The organism is Comamonas humi (genome assembly GCF_054782535.1).
Genome location: NZ_BAAGSH010000016.1, coordinates 83,709 through 96,274 on the forward strand (window position 1 = coordinate 83,709; position 12,566 = coordinate 96,274).

Genomic DNA, 12,566 nt, shown 5'->3' on the forward strand with positions numbered 1-12,566 from the left:
CGGAACGAATCCGCAAGGCTAGCCCGCGCGGATGACAGCACCGTGAATGGACCGGGACCGGCCCTAGCCTTGCCGCGCATACCGGCTGGGCGTCTGCCCCACGCGCCGGCTGAAGGCCACGCTGAAGGTGCTGGCGGAGCCGTAGCCCACGCGCTCGGCGACCTCGGCCACGGGCCGCTGGCCGTGGCGCAGGAGCCGCTTGGCGATCTCCATGCGCCAGGCCAGCAGGTACTCCATGGGCGCCACGCCGACCGTGCGGGTGAAGCGGTCGTAGAAGGCCGAGCGGGACAGCGCGGCCGCATCCGCCAGTTCCGCCACGGTCCAGGCCCGGTCCACGTGCGCATGCATCTGCTGGAGCGCCGCCGCCAGCCGGGCATCGCCCAGGCCGCGCAGCAGGCCCGGGGGCGCGCTGCCGGCCGTCGTGGAGCGCAGCGCCTCGATGAGCAGCATGCCGGCCAGCCGCGAAAGCATGTAGTCGCAGCCGGGCAGCTGGCCGGCGTACTCGTCGCCGACCATCTGCACCAGCTGTGCCAGGCGTGCCGAACCCCGCACGTGGACCACCGGCGGCAGCAAGGACACGAGGAGGCCGGGGTCGGCGTGGTCGAACATGAAGGCGCCGCCCAGCGAGCGCATGTCCGGCGCGCCCGTCGGGTCGCCGTGGCGCCGCTCGCCCTGGCCGCCGGGCACCTGCTTCGGATCGATGAAGACGGGCGGCGCAGGCGCGAAGCTGGAGAGCGTGAAGGGCGGCGTGGCCGGCAGCAGGACGAAGTCGCCCTCGCCGAGGGTGATCGGCGCGTGCCCGTCGACGGCAAGCAGGCAGCTGCCCTCCAGCAGGATGCAGAAGCCGGGGTGGCCGTACTCGGCATAGCGCACGGCCCAGTCGCCCTTGCCGCTGATGACGTTGGCCAGGACGGCGCGCGGCTGCAGCAGCGCGACGACTTCGGTGAGGGGATCGCTCATGGCGCCAATCTGGACGATTTCAAAAATCTAAAGGACGATTCAGCGTAGATCATCCGGCCATCGTGCCATATCGTTCACTCCATCGCAACCAACCCCCTCAGGAGTGAACCCATGAAGACCGTCCTCATCACCGGCTGCTCGTCCGGCTACGGCCTCGAAACCGCACGCCATTTCCACGCGCAAGGCTGGAACGTCATCGCCACCATGCGCCAGCCGCGCGAAGGACTGCTGCCCGCCTCGGACCGGATGCGACTGCTGGCGCTGGACGTCACCCAGCCCGCGAGCATCGCCGCCGCCGTCGAGGCCGCGGGCGCCATCGACGTGCTGGTCAACAACGCCGGCATCGGCGTCGTCGGGGCCTTCGAGGCCACGCCCCTGGCCACGGCCCGCGAGGTGTTCGACACCAACACCTTTGGCGTCATGGCGATGATGCAGGCGGTGATTCCCCGCTTCCGCGAGCGCAGGGCCGGCGTGATCGTGAACGTGACCTCCAGCGTGGCGCTCGCCGCCATGCCGCTGGCCGGCGTGTACACGGCCAGCAAGACGGCCGTCGAGGGGCTCACGGGCTCGGTGGCCTTCGAGCTGGCGGCCTTCGGCATCCGCGTCAAGCTGGTCGAGCCCGGCTACGCGCCCACCACCCGCTTCACCGAGAACGGCGGCGCCCGCATGCAGGGCCTGATCCCCGAGGCTTACCGGCCTTTCGCGCAGCCCATCTTCGAAGCATTTGCCAGGCCGGCGGCGGTGACGACCGAGGGCGACGTGGCCGAGGCGGTATGGCAGGCCGCGCACGATGCCTCGCCGCGGCTGCGCTTTGCGGCGGGGGCGGATGCCGTGGCGCTGGCCCGGGCCCATCCAGGCGCGGCCATGCCTGCATGAGGCGGCCCCGGGCACAACGAAAAAGGCCCGCATCCGGGCGGATGCGGGCCTGGCGTGGCGTGTGCAGGATCAGGGCTTGGCTTCGTAGACGCGCTCGCCGCCCACCCAGGTCTGCAGCACCTGGGTCTTCCACAGATCGGCCGCGGGGATCTTGAAGATGTCGCGGTCGACCACGACGAAGTCGGCCCACTTGCCGGCCTCCAGCGAGCCCAGGGTCTTCTCCTGGTGCTGCGAGTAGGCGGCGTCCAGCGTGAAGGCGCGGAAGGCCTGCAGCAGGGTCATGGCCTCCTCGGGGTGCCAGCCGTTGATGGGCTTGCCCTCGTGGTCGGTGCGGGTCACGGCCGAGTGCAGGCCGAAGAAGGGGTTGGCCGATTCCACCGGGAAGTCCGAGCCGCCGGCGATCACCGTGCCCTGCTTGAGCAGGGTCTGCCAGGCGTAGGCGCCCTTGATGCGCTCCTTGCCGACGCGGTCCTCGGCCATGTTCATGTCGCTGGTGGCGTGCGTGGGCTGCATCGACGCGATCAGGTCCAGTTGCTTGAAGCGCGGGATGTCCGGCAGCGCGATGACCTGCGCGTGCTCGACGCGGTTGCGCAGCTTGCGGCCGCCGTCCACGGCCTTGAACGCGGCCTCCATGCCGTCCAGCACCTGGTGGTTGGCGGCGTCGCCGATGGCGTGCACGTTCACCTGGTAGCCGGCCTTCAGCGCCTTGGTGGCATTGGCCTGGAACACGGCGTCGCTCATGAACAGCAGGCCGCTGTGGCTGTGGTCGTCCGAGTAGGGTGACATCAGCGCCGCGCCGCGGCTGCCCAGCGCGCCGTCGCCGTACATCTTGACGGCGCGCAGCGAGTAGCGGTCGTTGCCGTAGCCCACCAGCGGGCCCTTGGCCGAGAGCTTGTCGTAGTCCTCGGCCATGTCCTTGATCATGCCGTAGATGCGCACCTTGAGCTTGCCCTGGTCGGCGAACTCGCGGTAGATGCGGTCGTCGTCCACCACCACGCCGGCATCGCCCGCGCCGGTCAGGCCCAGCGCGCTCAGGTGCGAGACGGCGGCGGCCAGCGCGCGGCGGCGGTCGTCGTCGTTGTAGGGCGGCACCACGGCATTGGCCAGGGCCTGGGCCTTGTCCACCAGCACGCCGGTGGGGTTGCCATCGGCGTCGCGCTCGATGCGGCCGCCCGCGGGGTCCTTGGTGTCCTTGGTGATGCCGGCCAGCTGCAGCGCCTTGGTGTTGAGCCAGGCGGCGTGGCCGTCCACGCGGATCAGGCGCACCGGGCGGTCGGCCACGGCGGCGTCCAGCTCGGCGGCGGTGGGAAAGCGCCCCAGCTTCCAATTCACCTGGTTCCAGCCATGGCCCAGCAGCCAGGCGCGCTGCGGGTTCTTCTCGGCGTAGGCGCGGATGCTGGCCTGCGCCTCGGCCAGGGTCTTGGTGCCCGACAGCGAGATCTCCGAGGTCTTGAAGCCCAGGCGGAACACATGGCCGTGCACGTCGATCAGGCCGGGCAGCAGGGTGCGGCCGCCGCCGTCCACGCGCTGGGCCTGCGGGTACTTCTGGGCTAGGGCCTTGGCGTCGCCGGTGGCCAGCACCTTGCCTTCATCGAACACCAGGCCGCTGAACTGCGCGAGCTGGTTGTTCTGCAGCGTGTAGCCGTTCACGGCCTCGACCAGCACGGGCGCCGCCTGGGCCGCGCCGGCGGCAGCGGTGGCCACGGCCAGTGCCAGCAGGTGCCTGGAAAAAGTCTTCATGGGATGTCTCCGGTGAATGGGGAAGGCGCGGAAGCTACCACGTTTCGGGCCCACCGGGCCGAAACGGCTGCAGCGTCGGCGACTGCCGTCGATTACTTTCTGAATTCAGCAAGTAAACATTGATATTTCACTATTTGACGAAGAAAGATTCGCGCCCACAATCCGTCCATGTTGCCGTGCGGCCCTTGCCGTGCGGTCCTCTTCCAAGGAGATCACCATGAGCTTTGTGCAGATCGACGATTCCACCGCCGCCGTGCGCCAGGATGCCGCGTGGCTGGACGCCCACTGGATGCCGTTCACCGGCAACCGCGACTTCAAGGCCAACCCGCGCATGATCGTCGGCGGCCAGGGCGCCTACTACACCGATGGCGAAGGCCGCAAGATCTTCGACGGCCTGTCGGGCCTGTGGTGCTCGGGCATCGGCCACGGCCGCCGCGAGGTGACCGAGGCGGTGAGCAAGGCCATCGCCACGCTCGACTACGCGCCGGCCTTCCAGTTCGGCCACCCCGCGTCGTTCGCGCTGGCCAACAAAATCAAGGACCTGACGCCCGCCGGCCTCGACTACGTGTTCTTCACCGGCTCGGGCTCCGAGGCTGCCGACACCGCGCTCAAGATGGCCCGCGCCTACTGGCGCGCCAAGGGCCAGGGCACGAAGACGCGCCTGATCGGCCGCGAGAAGGGCTACCACGGCGTGAACTTCGGCGGCATCTCCGTCGGCGGCATGGTGGGCAACCGCAAGACCTTCGGCCAGGGCGTCGAGGCCGACCACCTGCCCCACACCCAGCCGGCGCTGGGCTCGTTCTGCAAGGGCATGCCCGAGCAGGGCGGCCGCGAGCTGGCCGACAAGCTGCTGGACGTGATCGCGCTGCATGACGCGAGCAACATCGCCGCGGTCATCGTCGAGCCCTTCTCCGGCTCGGCCGGCGTGGTGATCCCGCCGCAGGGCTACCTGCAGCGCCTGCGCGAGATCTGCACGCAGAACAACATCCTGCTGATCTTCGACGAGGTCATCACCGGCTTTGGCCGCTGCGGCGCCTGGACCGGCTCCGACGCCTTCGGCGTGGTGCCCGACATCATGAACTTCGCCAAGCAGGTGACCAACGGCGCGCAGCCGCTGGGCGGCGTGATCGCCACGAAGGAGATCTACGGCACCTTCATGGCGCAGGGCGGCCCGGACTACATGCTGGAGTTTCCGCACGGCTACACCTACTCGGCCCACCCGGTGGCCTGCGCGGCCGGCCTGGCGGTGCTGGACATCCTCGAGAAGGAAGACATGCCCGGCCGTGTGAAGGCACTGGCCCCCTACTTCGAGCAGGCGGTGCACAGCCTCAAGGGCACCAAGCACGTGCTGGACATCCGCAACTACGGCCTGGCCGCCGGCTTCACCATCGCCCCGTTGGCGGGCGAGCCGGCCAAGCGCCCCTACGAGATCGCGATGAAGTGCTGGGAAAAGGGCTTCTACGTGCGCTACGGCGGCGACACCATCCAGCTCGCACCGCCCTTCATCAGCGAAAAGGCCGAGATCGACCGCCTGGTCAGCGCGCTGGGCGATGCACTGGCCGAGACTGCATAAACTATATTTTTAATAGCTGCTGGCGCTTGATGAACGGGCGCTGCGGCTGATTTTTGTATAAATCCGAGACTTCCATGAATCACGACAAGAACGTCACCGCCACCGTTGGCCACCTGATCGACGGCCAGATCGTCTACGACAACGGCCGCTCGCAGCCGGTGTTCAACCCCGCCACCGGCCAGTCGTCCACCAGCGTCGAGCTGGCCAGCAAGGCCACCGTCGAGGCGGCCATCGCCTCGGCCGAGAAGGCCTTCCCCGCGTGGCGCAACACGCCGCCGCTCAAGCGTGCCCGTGTGATGAGCAAGCTCAAGGTGCTGCTCGAAGAGCACGCCGACCAGATCGCCGCGATGATCACCGCCGAGCACGGCAAGGTGCTGGCCGATGCGCACGGCGAGCTGCAGCGCGGCATCGAGAACGTGGAATACGCCAGCTACGTGACCGAGCTGCTCAAGGGCGAGATCAGCCGCAACGTCGGCCCCAGCATCGACAGCTGGAGCGAGTTCCAGGCGCTGGGCGTGGTGACCGGCATCACGCCGTTCAACTTCCCGGCCATGGTGCCGCTGTGGATGTGGCCCATGGCCGTGGCCTGCGGCAACTGCTTCATCCTGAAGCCCTCCGAGCGCGACCCGACCAGCGCGCTGTTCGTGGCCCAGCTGGCGCTGGAAGCCGGCCTGCCGCCCGGCGTGCTGAACGTGGTCAACGGCGACAAGGAAGCCGTGGACACGCTGCTGACCGATCCGCGCGTCAAGGCCGTGAGCTTCGTGGGCTCCACGCCCATCGCCGAATACATCTACGCCGAAGGCTGCAAGCACGGCAAGCGCGTGCAGGCCCTGGGCGGCGCCAAGAACCACGCCGTGGTCATGCCCGACGCCGACATCGGCAACGCCGTCAACGCCATGATGGGCGCGGCCTTCGGCTCCTGCGGCGAGCGCTGCATGGCCGTGCCGCTGATCGTGGCCGTGGGCGACGACACCGCCGACGCGATGATCGCCGGCCTGAAGGCCGAGATCGCCAAGATGAAGGTCGGCCCCGGCACCGACAACGCCAACGACATGGGCCCGCTGGTCACCAAGCCGCACTTCGAGAAGGTGAAGGCCTTCGTGGACAGCGGCGTGGCCGAAGGCGCCGAGCTGCTGGTCGACGGCCGCGGCCTGAAGGTGGCCGGCCACGAGGAAGGCTACTTCCTCGGCCCCTGCCTGTTCGACAAGGTCAAGCCCGGCATGCAGATCTACCAGGAAGAGATCTTCGGCCCCGTGCTCGGCATCGTGCGCGTGAAGACGCTGCAGGAAGCGATGAAGCTCATCGACGACCACGAATACGGCAACGGCACCTGCATCTTCACCCGCGACGGCGAGGCCGCGCGCTACTTCAGCGACCACATCCAGGTCGGCATGGTGGGCGTGAACGTGCCGCTGCCGGTGCCGGTGGCTTACCACTCCTTCGGTGGTTGGAAGCGTTCGCTGTTCGGCGACCTGCACGCCTACGGCCCCGATGCCGTGCGCTTCTACACCAAGCGCAAGACCATCACCCAGCGCTGGCCCTCGGCCGGCGTGCGCGAAGGCGCGGTGTTCAGCTTCCCGAGCAGCCGCTGAGCGCCGGCACCGGCCGCGAGGCCGGTTCCCTGCATACCCAACTTGCCCAGGCATCCGCCTGGGCTTTTTTTATTTTTGATAGCTGCTGGCGCTTGTCCTTATTGGTATTCAGATAGAAAAATACCTGAGCTTGGCTGATGGTGAACGCAAGCAGCTATCAAAAATGAAGGAGCTTCAATCCCGTGCCTTGCGCGCCACGGCGGGCCGCGGGCTGCGCAGCGTCTCGGCGTCGAGGATCAGCCGGCCCTGGATGCGGCCCTTCATGCGCTTGACGGCGTGCGTGGCGTCCTGCATGTGCCTGAGCATCAGCGCGCGCACGCGCTCGGCGTCGCGCTCGCGCGCGGCCTGCACGATCTCGCGGTGGTAGTTGGCGTTCTCCTCGCCGAAGCGGCGGTGTTCGGTCTTGGGCGTGCGGTTGCCGAAGACGATGAGCTGGCGGATCATTTCGTTGATCAGCTCGCAGGTGAAGCGCAGGAAGGGATTGGGGTTGGCCGCGGCGAGGATGTCGTGGAAGTTCACGTCCTCGCGGCGCTGCACCAGCAGGTCGCTGTCGCTCGACGACGGATCGCAGCAAGTGATGCTGTGCTCCAGCGCCTCGAAGTCCGCCTCGGTCAGGTGCGGCACCGCGCCGGCCGCCAGCTCGGGCTCCAGCGTCAGGCGCACCGCGTAGATGTCGTCGATGGTCACTTCCTTGAAGAACAGGTAGTTCTGCATGAACTGCAGCGTGCGGTCCAGCGGCACCTCGACGATGGTGCCGCCGCCCGAGGGGCCGGTCGAGATCGTGATCAGCCCCTGCACCTCCAGCGACTTGAGCGCCTCGCGCACCGTGCCCTTGCTGACCTGGAACTGCTCCTGCAGCTCGCTCTCGCGCGGCAGGCGATCGCCGGGGCTGAGGTTGCGCTCGGTGACCATGCGCTTGATCTCCTGCGCGACCAGGTCCGAGCGCTTGAGCTGCTTGATCGCCAGGGGGGAAGACTTCTTGGTTGCCATGTCGGTAGTGTGTGCGGCGAGAGCCCAGGTCCGTGCGAGCCCTTCGCGCTTTTTGTGCAGTATGCACCGCGATCGTGCAGTCGCCCGCGCGTCTAGGGTTTGTCCGCGTCATATTTGTTCTATTTATCACTATAAATATGAATAAGGAGCCTGTGCGCGCAGAAACCACCCGGTTGCAACCTGGCATGCATCGTGCTCTGAAAAGAAGGCCACCCACGGCCTCGATCCACCAAGGAGTCACCACACCATGCATCGTCGCAACTTCCTGCAACTGTCCGCGCTCGGCGCGCTGCCGGCCTCGCTGGGCCTGGTCCACCCTGCCTTCGCGCAGGCCAAGGGTCCCATCCAGTTCGGCTGCCCGGTGCCCATGTCGGGCGCCTTCGCGGCCAACGGCAAGTTCGCCGACCTGGGCATGAAGCTGGCGATCGAGCAGTACGGCAAGGCGCTGGACCGCCCGCTGGCCTACACGCTGCTCGACACCGAGGGCAAGCCCGCGACCGCGATCCGCAAGGTGCAGGACGCCTCGCAGCAGGGCGCGAAGTTCTTCGCCGGCGGCATCCTGTCGTCCGAGGCGCTGGCCATGGGCAAGGAGGCCGAGAAGGCCGGCGGCATCTTCATCACCACCGCCGGCGCCGACGAGATCACCGGCAAGGACTGCAACAGCGCGACCTTCCGCTGGTCCGTGCCCACCTTCGGCGCCATTGAGCAGACGGTGCGCCCGCTGCTGGACGCACTCCCCAAGGCCAAGCGCGTGTACACCATCACGCCGCAGTACGTGTTCGGCGACGGCCTGCTCACCGCAGCCAAGAACATCTTCAAGGAACGCGGCATCGAGCATGTGGGCAATAGCTACCACTCGCTGACCGAGAAGGAGTTCAGCGGCTACCTGACCAACGCCATCGCGGCCAAGCCCGACGTGCTGCTGATCCTGAACTTCGGCCAGCAGTCGTCCGACACGCTGCGCCAGGCGGTGAGCTTCGGCATGAACAAGAGCATGACCATCCTGATCGCCTGGGCCTCGGGCCTGGAGCAGTTCGAGTCGCTGGGCGCCGACCTGTGCGATGGCGTGTACTTCGGCGCGCAGTACTGGCATACGGTGGACACGCCGCTGAACCTCGACCTGGTCAAGCGCACGAACGACAAGTTCAAGGCCAACCCCAATTACAGCCTGGCGGGTTCGTACATCTGCACCAAGCTGCTGATCGACGCCATCGTCAAGGCCGGCAGCGTGGACCAGAAGGCCGTGGTGGCCGCGCTGGAAGGCCTGAAATACCAGGGCCTGACCGGCGAGGAGGAGGTGCGCAAGGCCGACCACCAGGTGCTCAAGAACTACTACCTGCTCAAGGGAAAGGCCAAGGCGAAGATGAAGAACAAGGACGACTACGCCGACATCGTCAGCTCCGGCAAGTCCTTCCTGCCGGTCGACCAGACCGGCTGCAAGCTGGCCTGAACCCCGGCAAGCCGCCACCGCCATGAGCATCTATCTGCTTCAGACCATCAACGGGATCGGCATCGGCATGCTGTATTTCCTGCTGGCCGTGGGCTTGTCGATCGTGTTCGGCCTGCTGCGTTTCGTGAACTTCGCGCACGGCACCTTCTACCTGCTGGGCGCGTACTTCTGCTACCAGATGGCGCAGTGGGGCGTGAGCTTCTGGCTGTCGCTGGTGGCGGTGCCGCTGGCCGTCGGCGCCATCGGCTGGCTCACCGAGAAGCTGGTGCTGCGCCACGTGTACGCCAAGCCGCACGAGTTCCACATCCTCGTCACCGTGGGCTTCGCGCTCGTCGTGCAGGAGGTGGTGATCCTGCTGTGGGGCCCGCTGGGCGACAGCGTGGCCGTGCCCGAGCTGCTGAACGGCGTGGTGATGTGGGGCGGCTTCGTCTACCCCAAGTACCGGCTGTTCGTGATCGGCTTCACCGCGGTGCTGGCGGTGGTCATCTGGTGGGTGCTGGAAGGCACGCGCCTGGGCAGCGTGGTGCGCGCAGGCAGCGAGTCGACCGAGATGGTGTCGCTGCTGGGCACGAACGTGTTCGGCGTCTTCAGCCTGGTGTTCGGCCTGGGCGTGGGCCTGGCGGCGCTGGCCGGCGTGCTGGCCGCGCCCATCCGCGGCGTGAGCCCGTTCATGGGCGTCGAGGCGCTGGGCGTGGCCTTCGTCGTGGTGGTCGTGGGCGGGCTGGGCAGCTTCAGCGGCGCGCTGGTCGGCGGCCTCTTGATCGGCATCGTGCAGAGCCTGATGAGCACGGTCTGGCCTGAGGGCGCGAGTCTGATGATCTACGTGGCGATGGCTGCCGTGCTGCTGCTGCGCCCCAACGGCCTGCTGGGCCGCGCGGTATAGGAGGGGCGTCATGCAAGCCAAGCACGTTCAATTCCTGATAGCAGTGGCCATCGTGGTCGCCATGCCGCTGTTCATGCAGTCGGGCTCGCTCGCCAGCGAGGTGCTGATCTACGGCCTGGCCGCCATGGGCTGCAACCTGCTGCTGGGCTACACGGGGCTGCTGTCCTTCGGCCAGGGCATCTTCTTCGGCCTGGGCAGCTACACGCTGGGCATCCTGCTCACGCGGCTGCCGCTGCCCATGCCGGTGGCGCTGGCCAGCGCGGTGCTGATGGGCGCCGCGGGCGCGGCCCTCGTCGGCTGGGTGGCGATCCGCCAGCGCGGCACCTACTTCGTGATGCTGACGCTGGCCTTCGCGCAGATGTTCTACTTCATCGCCTACAGCCTGCCGGGCCTGACCGGCGGCGACAACGGGCTGATGGACATCCCGCGCCACTCCATCGCCGTGGCGGGGCAGACCGTGCTGCCGCTGGCCTCGCCGTGGCAGTACTACGGCTTCGTGGCGGTGCTGTTCCTGCTCGTCTTCTGGCTGCTGCGCCGCGTCTGCGACTCGATCTTCGGCCGCACGCTGCTGGCCGTGCGCGACAACGAGGAGCGCGCCGCCGCCGTGGGCTACAACCTGCGCCTGCTGAAGCTGCAGGCCTTCGTGATCTCGGGCGCGGTGACCGGCCTGGCCGGCGCGCTGCACGCGCTGATGACGGGCATCGCGCCGCTGTCCAACGCCGAGTACCACACCAGCGAGATGATCCTGGTGATGACCGTGATCGGCGGCAGCGGCAACCTGCTGGCCTCGCTGCTGGGCGCGGCCTTCTACGTGCTGCTGGGTGACTGGCTGTCCACGCTGTGGCCGCGCTGGCTGCTGATCCTCGGCGTGGTGCTGATGGTGGTGAGCCTTGGCATGCAGGGCGGCCTGTGGGGCCTGTGCCAGAAGCTGTGGCAGCTGGCGCGCGGCGGCAAGGCCAATGACAAGGCGGACGGCAAGGCGCTGGCGCCCGCGAAGGAGGGCCACGCATGAGCACCGCGGCACCAACCCCGGTACTGCTCGAAGCCGTCGGCGTCGAGAAGCGCTATGACAAGTTCGTCGCGCTGGGCGGCGTGAACCTGCAGGTGCGCGCCAACACCGTGCATTCGGTGATCGGGCCGAACGGCGCGGGCAAGACCACGCTGTTCCACATGCTCACCGGCACCAAGGGCGTGAGCGGCGGGCGGATCGTGTTCGACGGCCACGACGTGACGCGCGAGCCCGACTACCTGCGCGTGCGCCGCGGCATGGCGCGCTCGTTCCAGGTCACCAGCCTGTTCCTCACGCTGCCGGTGCGCGAGAACCTGCGCCTGGCCGCGCAGGGCACGGCACCGGCCAAGGCGCTGAACTGCTGGACCCAGCCGGTGGGGGCGCTGTCGTGCGCCGACATGGTGGCCAAGGTGCTGGCCACGCTGGGCCTGGAGCGCTTTGCGGACACGCCGGCCGGCAATCTCTCGCACGGCCAGCAGCGCCGCCTCGAGGTTGGCATGGCGCTGGCGGCGCGGCCCAAGGCGATCTTCCTCGACGAGCCGACCTCGGGCATGGGCATCGACGACCTGGAGGAGATGAAGCACCTGATCCAGGGCCTCAAGCGCGAGCACACCGTGGTGCTGATCGAGCACAACATGAACATCGTCATGGACATCTCCGACACCATCACCGTGATGCAACAGGGGCGGGTGCTGGCCGAGGGGCTGCCGGGCGACATCCGCAACGACGAGCGCGTGCGCAAGGCGTACCTCGGCAACATGATCACCGGAGGCAAGGCATGACGGCAGGGACGTTGCTGCAGGCAGAACAGATCCATGCGCACTACGGCAAGAGCCATGTGCTGCAGGGCGTGTCGCTCGAGGTGCGCGACGGCGAGCTGGTCACGCTGCTCGGGCGCAACGGCGCGGGCAAGACCACCACGCTCAAGGCCATCGCCGGCGCGATGCCGCCCACGCAGGGCCAGGTGCGCTTCGGCGGCGAGGTGGTGAGCCGGCTGGCCACGCACCAGGTGGCGCGGCGCGGCATCTGCCTGGTGCCCGAGCACCGCGGCGTCTTCAAGCTGCTGACGGTGGAGGAGAACCTGCTGCTCGGCCTGCGCAAGCGCTCGCCCTGGCAGCTGGACGACATCTACCGCATCTTTCCGCGCCTGAAGGAGCGCCGCAGCAACGGCGGCGGCCAGCTCTCGGGCGGCGAGCAGCAGATGCTCTCGATCGGCCGGGCGCTGATGAATGCGCCGCGCCTGCTGATGCTGGACGAGCCCGTGGAAGGACTGGCGCCGGTGATCGTCGAGGAGATCGTCGCGCAGCTGAAAGTCATCAAGGCGGCGGGCGTGTCCATCCTGCTGGTGGAGCAGAACCTCGAGGTCTGCACGCAGCTGGCGGACCGGCATTACATCATCGAGCAGGGCACCATCGTGTACCAGGGCTCGAACAGCGACTTCCTCGCCGACGAGGACGTGAAGGACCGGTACCTGGGTGTCGGCATGGCCTGAC

Annotated in this window: 11 protein-coding genes; 8 read left to right on the forward strand and 3 right to left on the reverse strand. The window is 68.0% G+C overall.

Annotated elements, in window-relative coordinates:
• Positions 1–63: 63 nt before the first annotated feature.
• Positions 64–960: an AraC family transcriptional regulator gene (locus ACYVKR_RS16335; RefSeq protein ID WP_460481996.1), complete on the reverse strand. Its 897-nt coding sequence runs from the start codon at positions 958–960 to the stop codon at positions 64–66.
• Positions 961–1,071: 111 nt separating this feature from the next.
• Here ACYVKR_RS16335 and ACYVKR_RS16340 point away from each other — a divergent pair, with 111 nt between their 5' ends.
• Positions 1,072–1,836, forward strand: coding sequence for an SDR family oxidoreductase (locus ACYVKR_RS16340; RefSeq protein WP_460481997.1), 765 nt, complete (start codon positions 1,072–1,074; stop codon positions 1,834–1,836).
• A gap of 69 nt (positions 1,837–1,905) precedes the next feature.
• On the opposite strand, the gene ACYVKR_RS16345 is transcribed toward ACYVKR_RS16340, so the two are convergent.
• Positions 1,906–3,576, reverse strand: coding sequence for an amidohydrolase (locus ACYVKR_RS16345; RefSeq protein WP_460481998.1), 1,671 nt, complete (start codon positions 3,574–3,576; stop codon positions 1,906–1,908).
• A 217-nt stretch (positions 3,577–3,793) separates the two neighbouring features.
• Between ACYVKR_RS16345 and aptA the strand changes: the two genes are divergently transcribed.
• Together aptA and ACYVKR_RS16355 are read left to right on the forward strand one after the other, a co-directional pair.
• Positions 3,794–5,149 carry an aspartate aminotransferase family protein gene (gene aptA, locus ACYVKR_RS16350; protein WP_460481999.1) on the forward strand — a complete coding sequence of 452 codons (1,356 nt, stop codon included), beginning with the start codon at positions 3,794–3,796 and terminating at the stop codon, positions 5,147–5,149.
• A 74-nt stretch (positions 5,150–5,223) separates the two neighbouring features.
• A complete protein-coding gene (locus ACYVKR_RS16355; protein ID WP_460482000.1) occupies positions 5,224–6,741 on the forward strand; it encodes a CoA-acylating methylmalonate-semialdehyde dehydrogenase in 1,518 nt (505 codons plus the stop codon).
• Between the two features lie 174 nt (positions 6,742–6,915).
• Here ACYVKR_RS16355 and ACYVKR_RS16360 read toward each other — a convergent pair whose 3' ends face one another.
• Positions 6,916–7,731 (reverse strand): FadR/GntR family transcriptional regulator, encoded by an 816-nt coding sequence (locus ACYVKR_RS16360; protein ID WP_460482001.1) that lies wholly within the window; start codon positions 7,729–7,731, stop codon positions 6,916–6,918.
• Positions 7,732–7,978: 247 nt separating this feature from the next.
• On the opposite strand from ACYVKR_RS16360, the gene ACYVKR_RS16365 reads away from it, so the two are divergent.
• Genes ACYVKR_RS16365 through ACYVKR_RS16385 form a run of 5 tightly spaced genes read left to right on the forward strand, consistent with a single transcriptional unit; the run spans position 7,979 to position 12,565 of the window.
• Positions 7,979–9,181 (forward strand): ABC transporter substrate-binding protein, encoded by a 1,203-nt coding sequence (locus ACYVKR_RS16365; protein WP_460482002.1) that lies wholly within the window; start codon positions 7,979–7,981, stop codon positions 9,179–9,181.
• Positions 9,182–9,203: 22 nt separating this feature from the next.
• Complete coding sequence (locus ACYVKR_RS16370) at positions 9,204–10,064, forward strand: branched-chain amino acid ABC transporter permease (RefSeq protein ID WP_460482003.1); 861 nt, start codon at positions 9,204–9,206, stop codon at positions 10,062–10,064.
• Between the two features lie 10 nt (positions 10,065–10,074).
• Positions 10,075–11,076 (forward strand): branched-chain amino acid ABC transporter permease, encoded by a 1,002-nt coding sequence (locus ACYVKR_RS16375; RefSeq protein ID WP_460482004.1) that lies wholly within the window; start codon positions 10,075–10,077, stop codon positions 11,074–11,076.
• Positions 11,073–11,855, forward strand: coding sequence for an ABC transporter ATP-binding protein (locus ACYVKR_RS16380; protein WP_460482005.1), 783 nt, complete (start codon positions 11,073–11,075; stop codon positions 11,853–11,855). Before ACYVKR_RS16375 ends, ACYVKR_RS16380 begins: the two co-directional genes overlap by 4 nt.
• Complete coding sequence (locus tag ACYVKR_RS16385; RefSeq protein WP_460482006.1) at positions 11,852–12,565, forward strand: ABC transporter ATP-binding protein; 714 nt, start codon at positions 11,852–11,854, stop codon at positions 12,563–12,565. Before ACYVKR_RS16380 ends, ACYVKR_RS16385 begins: the two co-directional genes overlap by 4 nt.
• Position 12,566: the final 1 nt, after the last annotated feature.

Excerpts from the sequence above, each read along its gene's own strand:
- ACYVKR_RS16335 (WP_460481996.1), bottom strand. The coding sequence starts at position 960 with ATGAGCGATCCCCTCACCGAAGTCGTCGCGCTGCTGCAGCCGCGCGCC.
- ACYVKR_RS16340 (WP_460481997.1), top strand. The coding sequence starts at position 1,072 with ATGAAGACCGTCCTCATCACCGGCTGCTCGTCCGGCTACGGCCTCGAA.
- ACYVKR_RS16345 (WP_460481998.1), bottom strand. The coding sequence starts at position 3,576 with ATGAAGACTTTTTCCAGGCACCTGCTGGCACTGGCCGTGGCCACCGCT.
- aptA (WP_460481999.1), top strand. The coding sequence starts at position 3,794 with ATGAGCTTTGTGCAGATCGACGATTCCACCGCCGCCGTGCGCCAGGAT.
- ACYVKR_RS16355 (WP_460482000.1), top strand. The coding sequence starts at position 5,224 with ATGAATCACGACAAGAACGTCACCGCCACCGTTGGCCACCTGATCGAC.
- ACYVKR_RS16360 (WP_460482001.1), bottom strand. The coding sequence starts at position 7,731 with ATGGCAACCAAGAAGTCTTCCCCCCTGGCGATCAAGCAGCTCAAGCGC.
- ACYVKR_RS16365 (WP_460482002.1), top strand. The coding sequence starts at position 7,979 with ATGCATCGTCGCAACTTCCTGCAACTGTCCGCGCTCGGCGCGCTGCCG.
- ACYVKR_RS16370 (WP_460482003.1), top strand. The coding sequence starts at position 9,204 with ATGAGCATCTATCTGCTTCAGACCATCAACGGGATCGGCATCGGCATG.
- ACYVKR_RS16375 (WP_460482004.1), top strand. The coding sequence starts at position 10,075 with ATGCAAGCCAAGCACGTTCAATTCCTGATAGCAGTGGCCATCGTGGTC.
- ACYVKR_RS16380 (WP_460482005.1), top strand. The coding sequence starts at position 11,073 with ATGAGCACCGCGGCACCAACCCCGGTACTGCTCGAAGCCGTCGGCGTC.
- ACYVKR_RS16385 (WP_460482006.1), top strand. The coding sequence starts at position 11,852 with ATGACGGCAGGGACGTTGCTGCAGGCAGAACAGATCCATGCGCACTAC.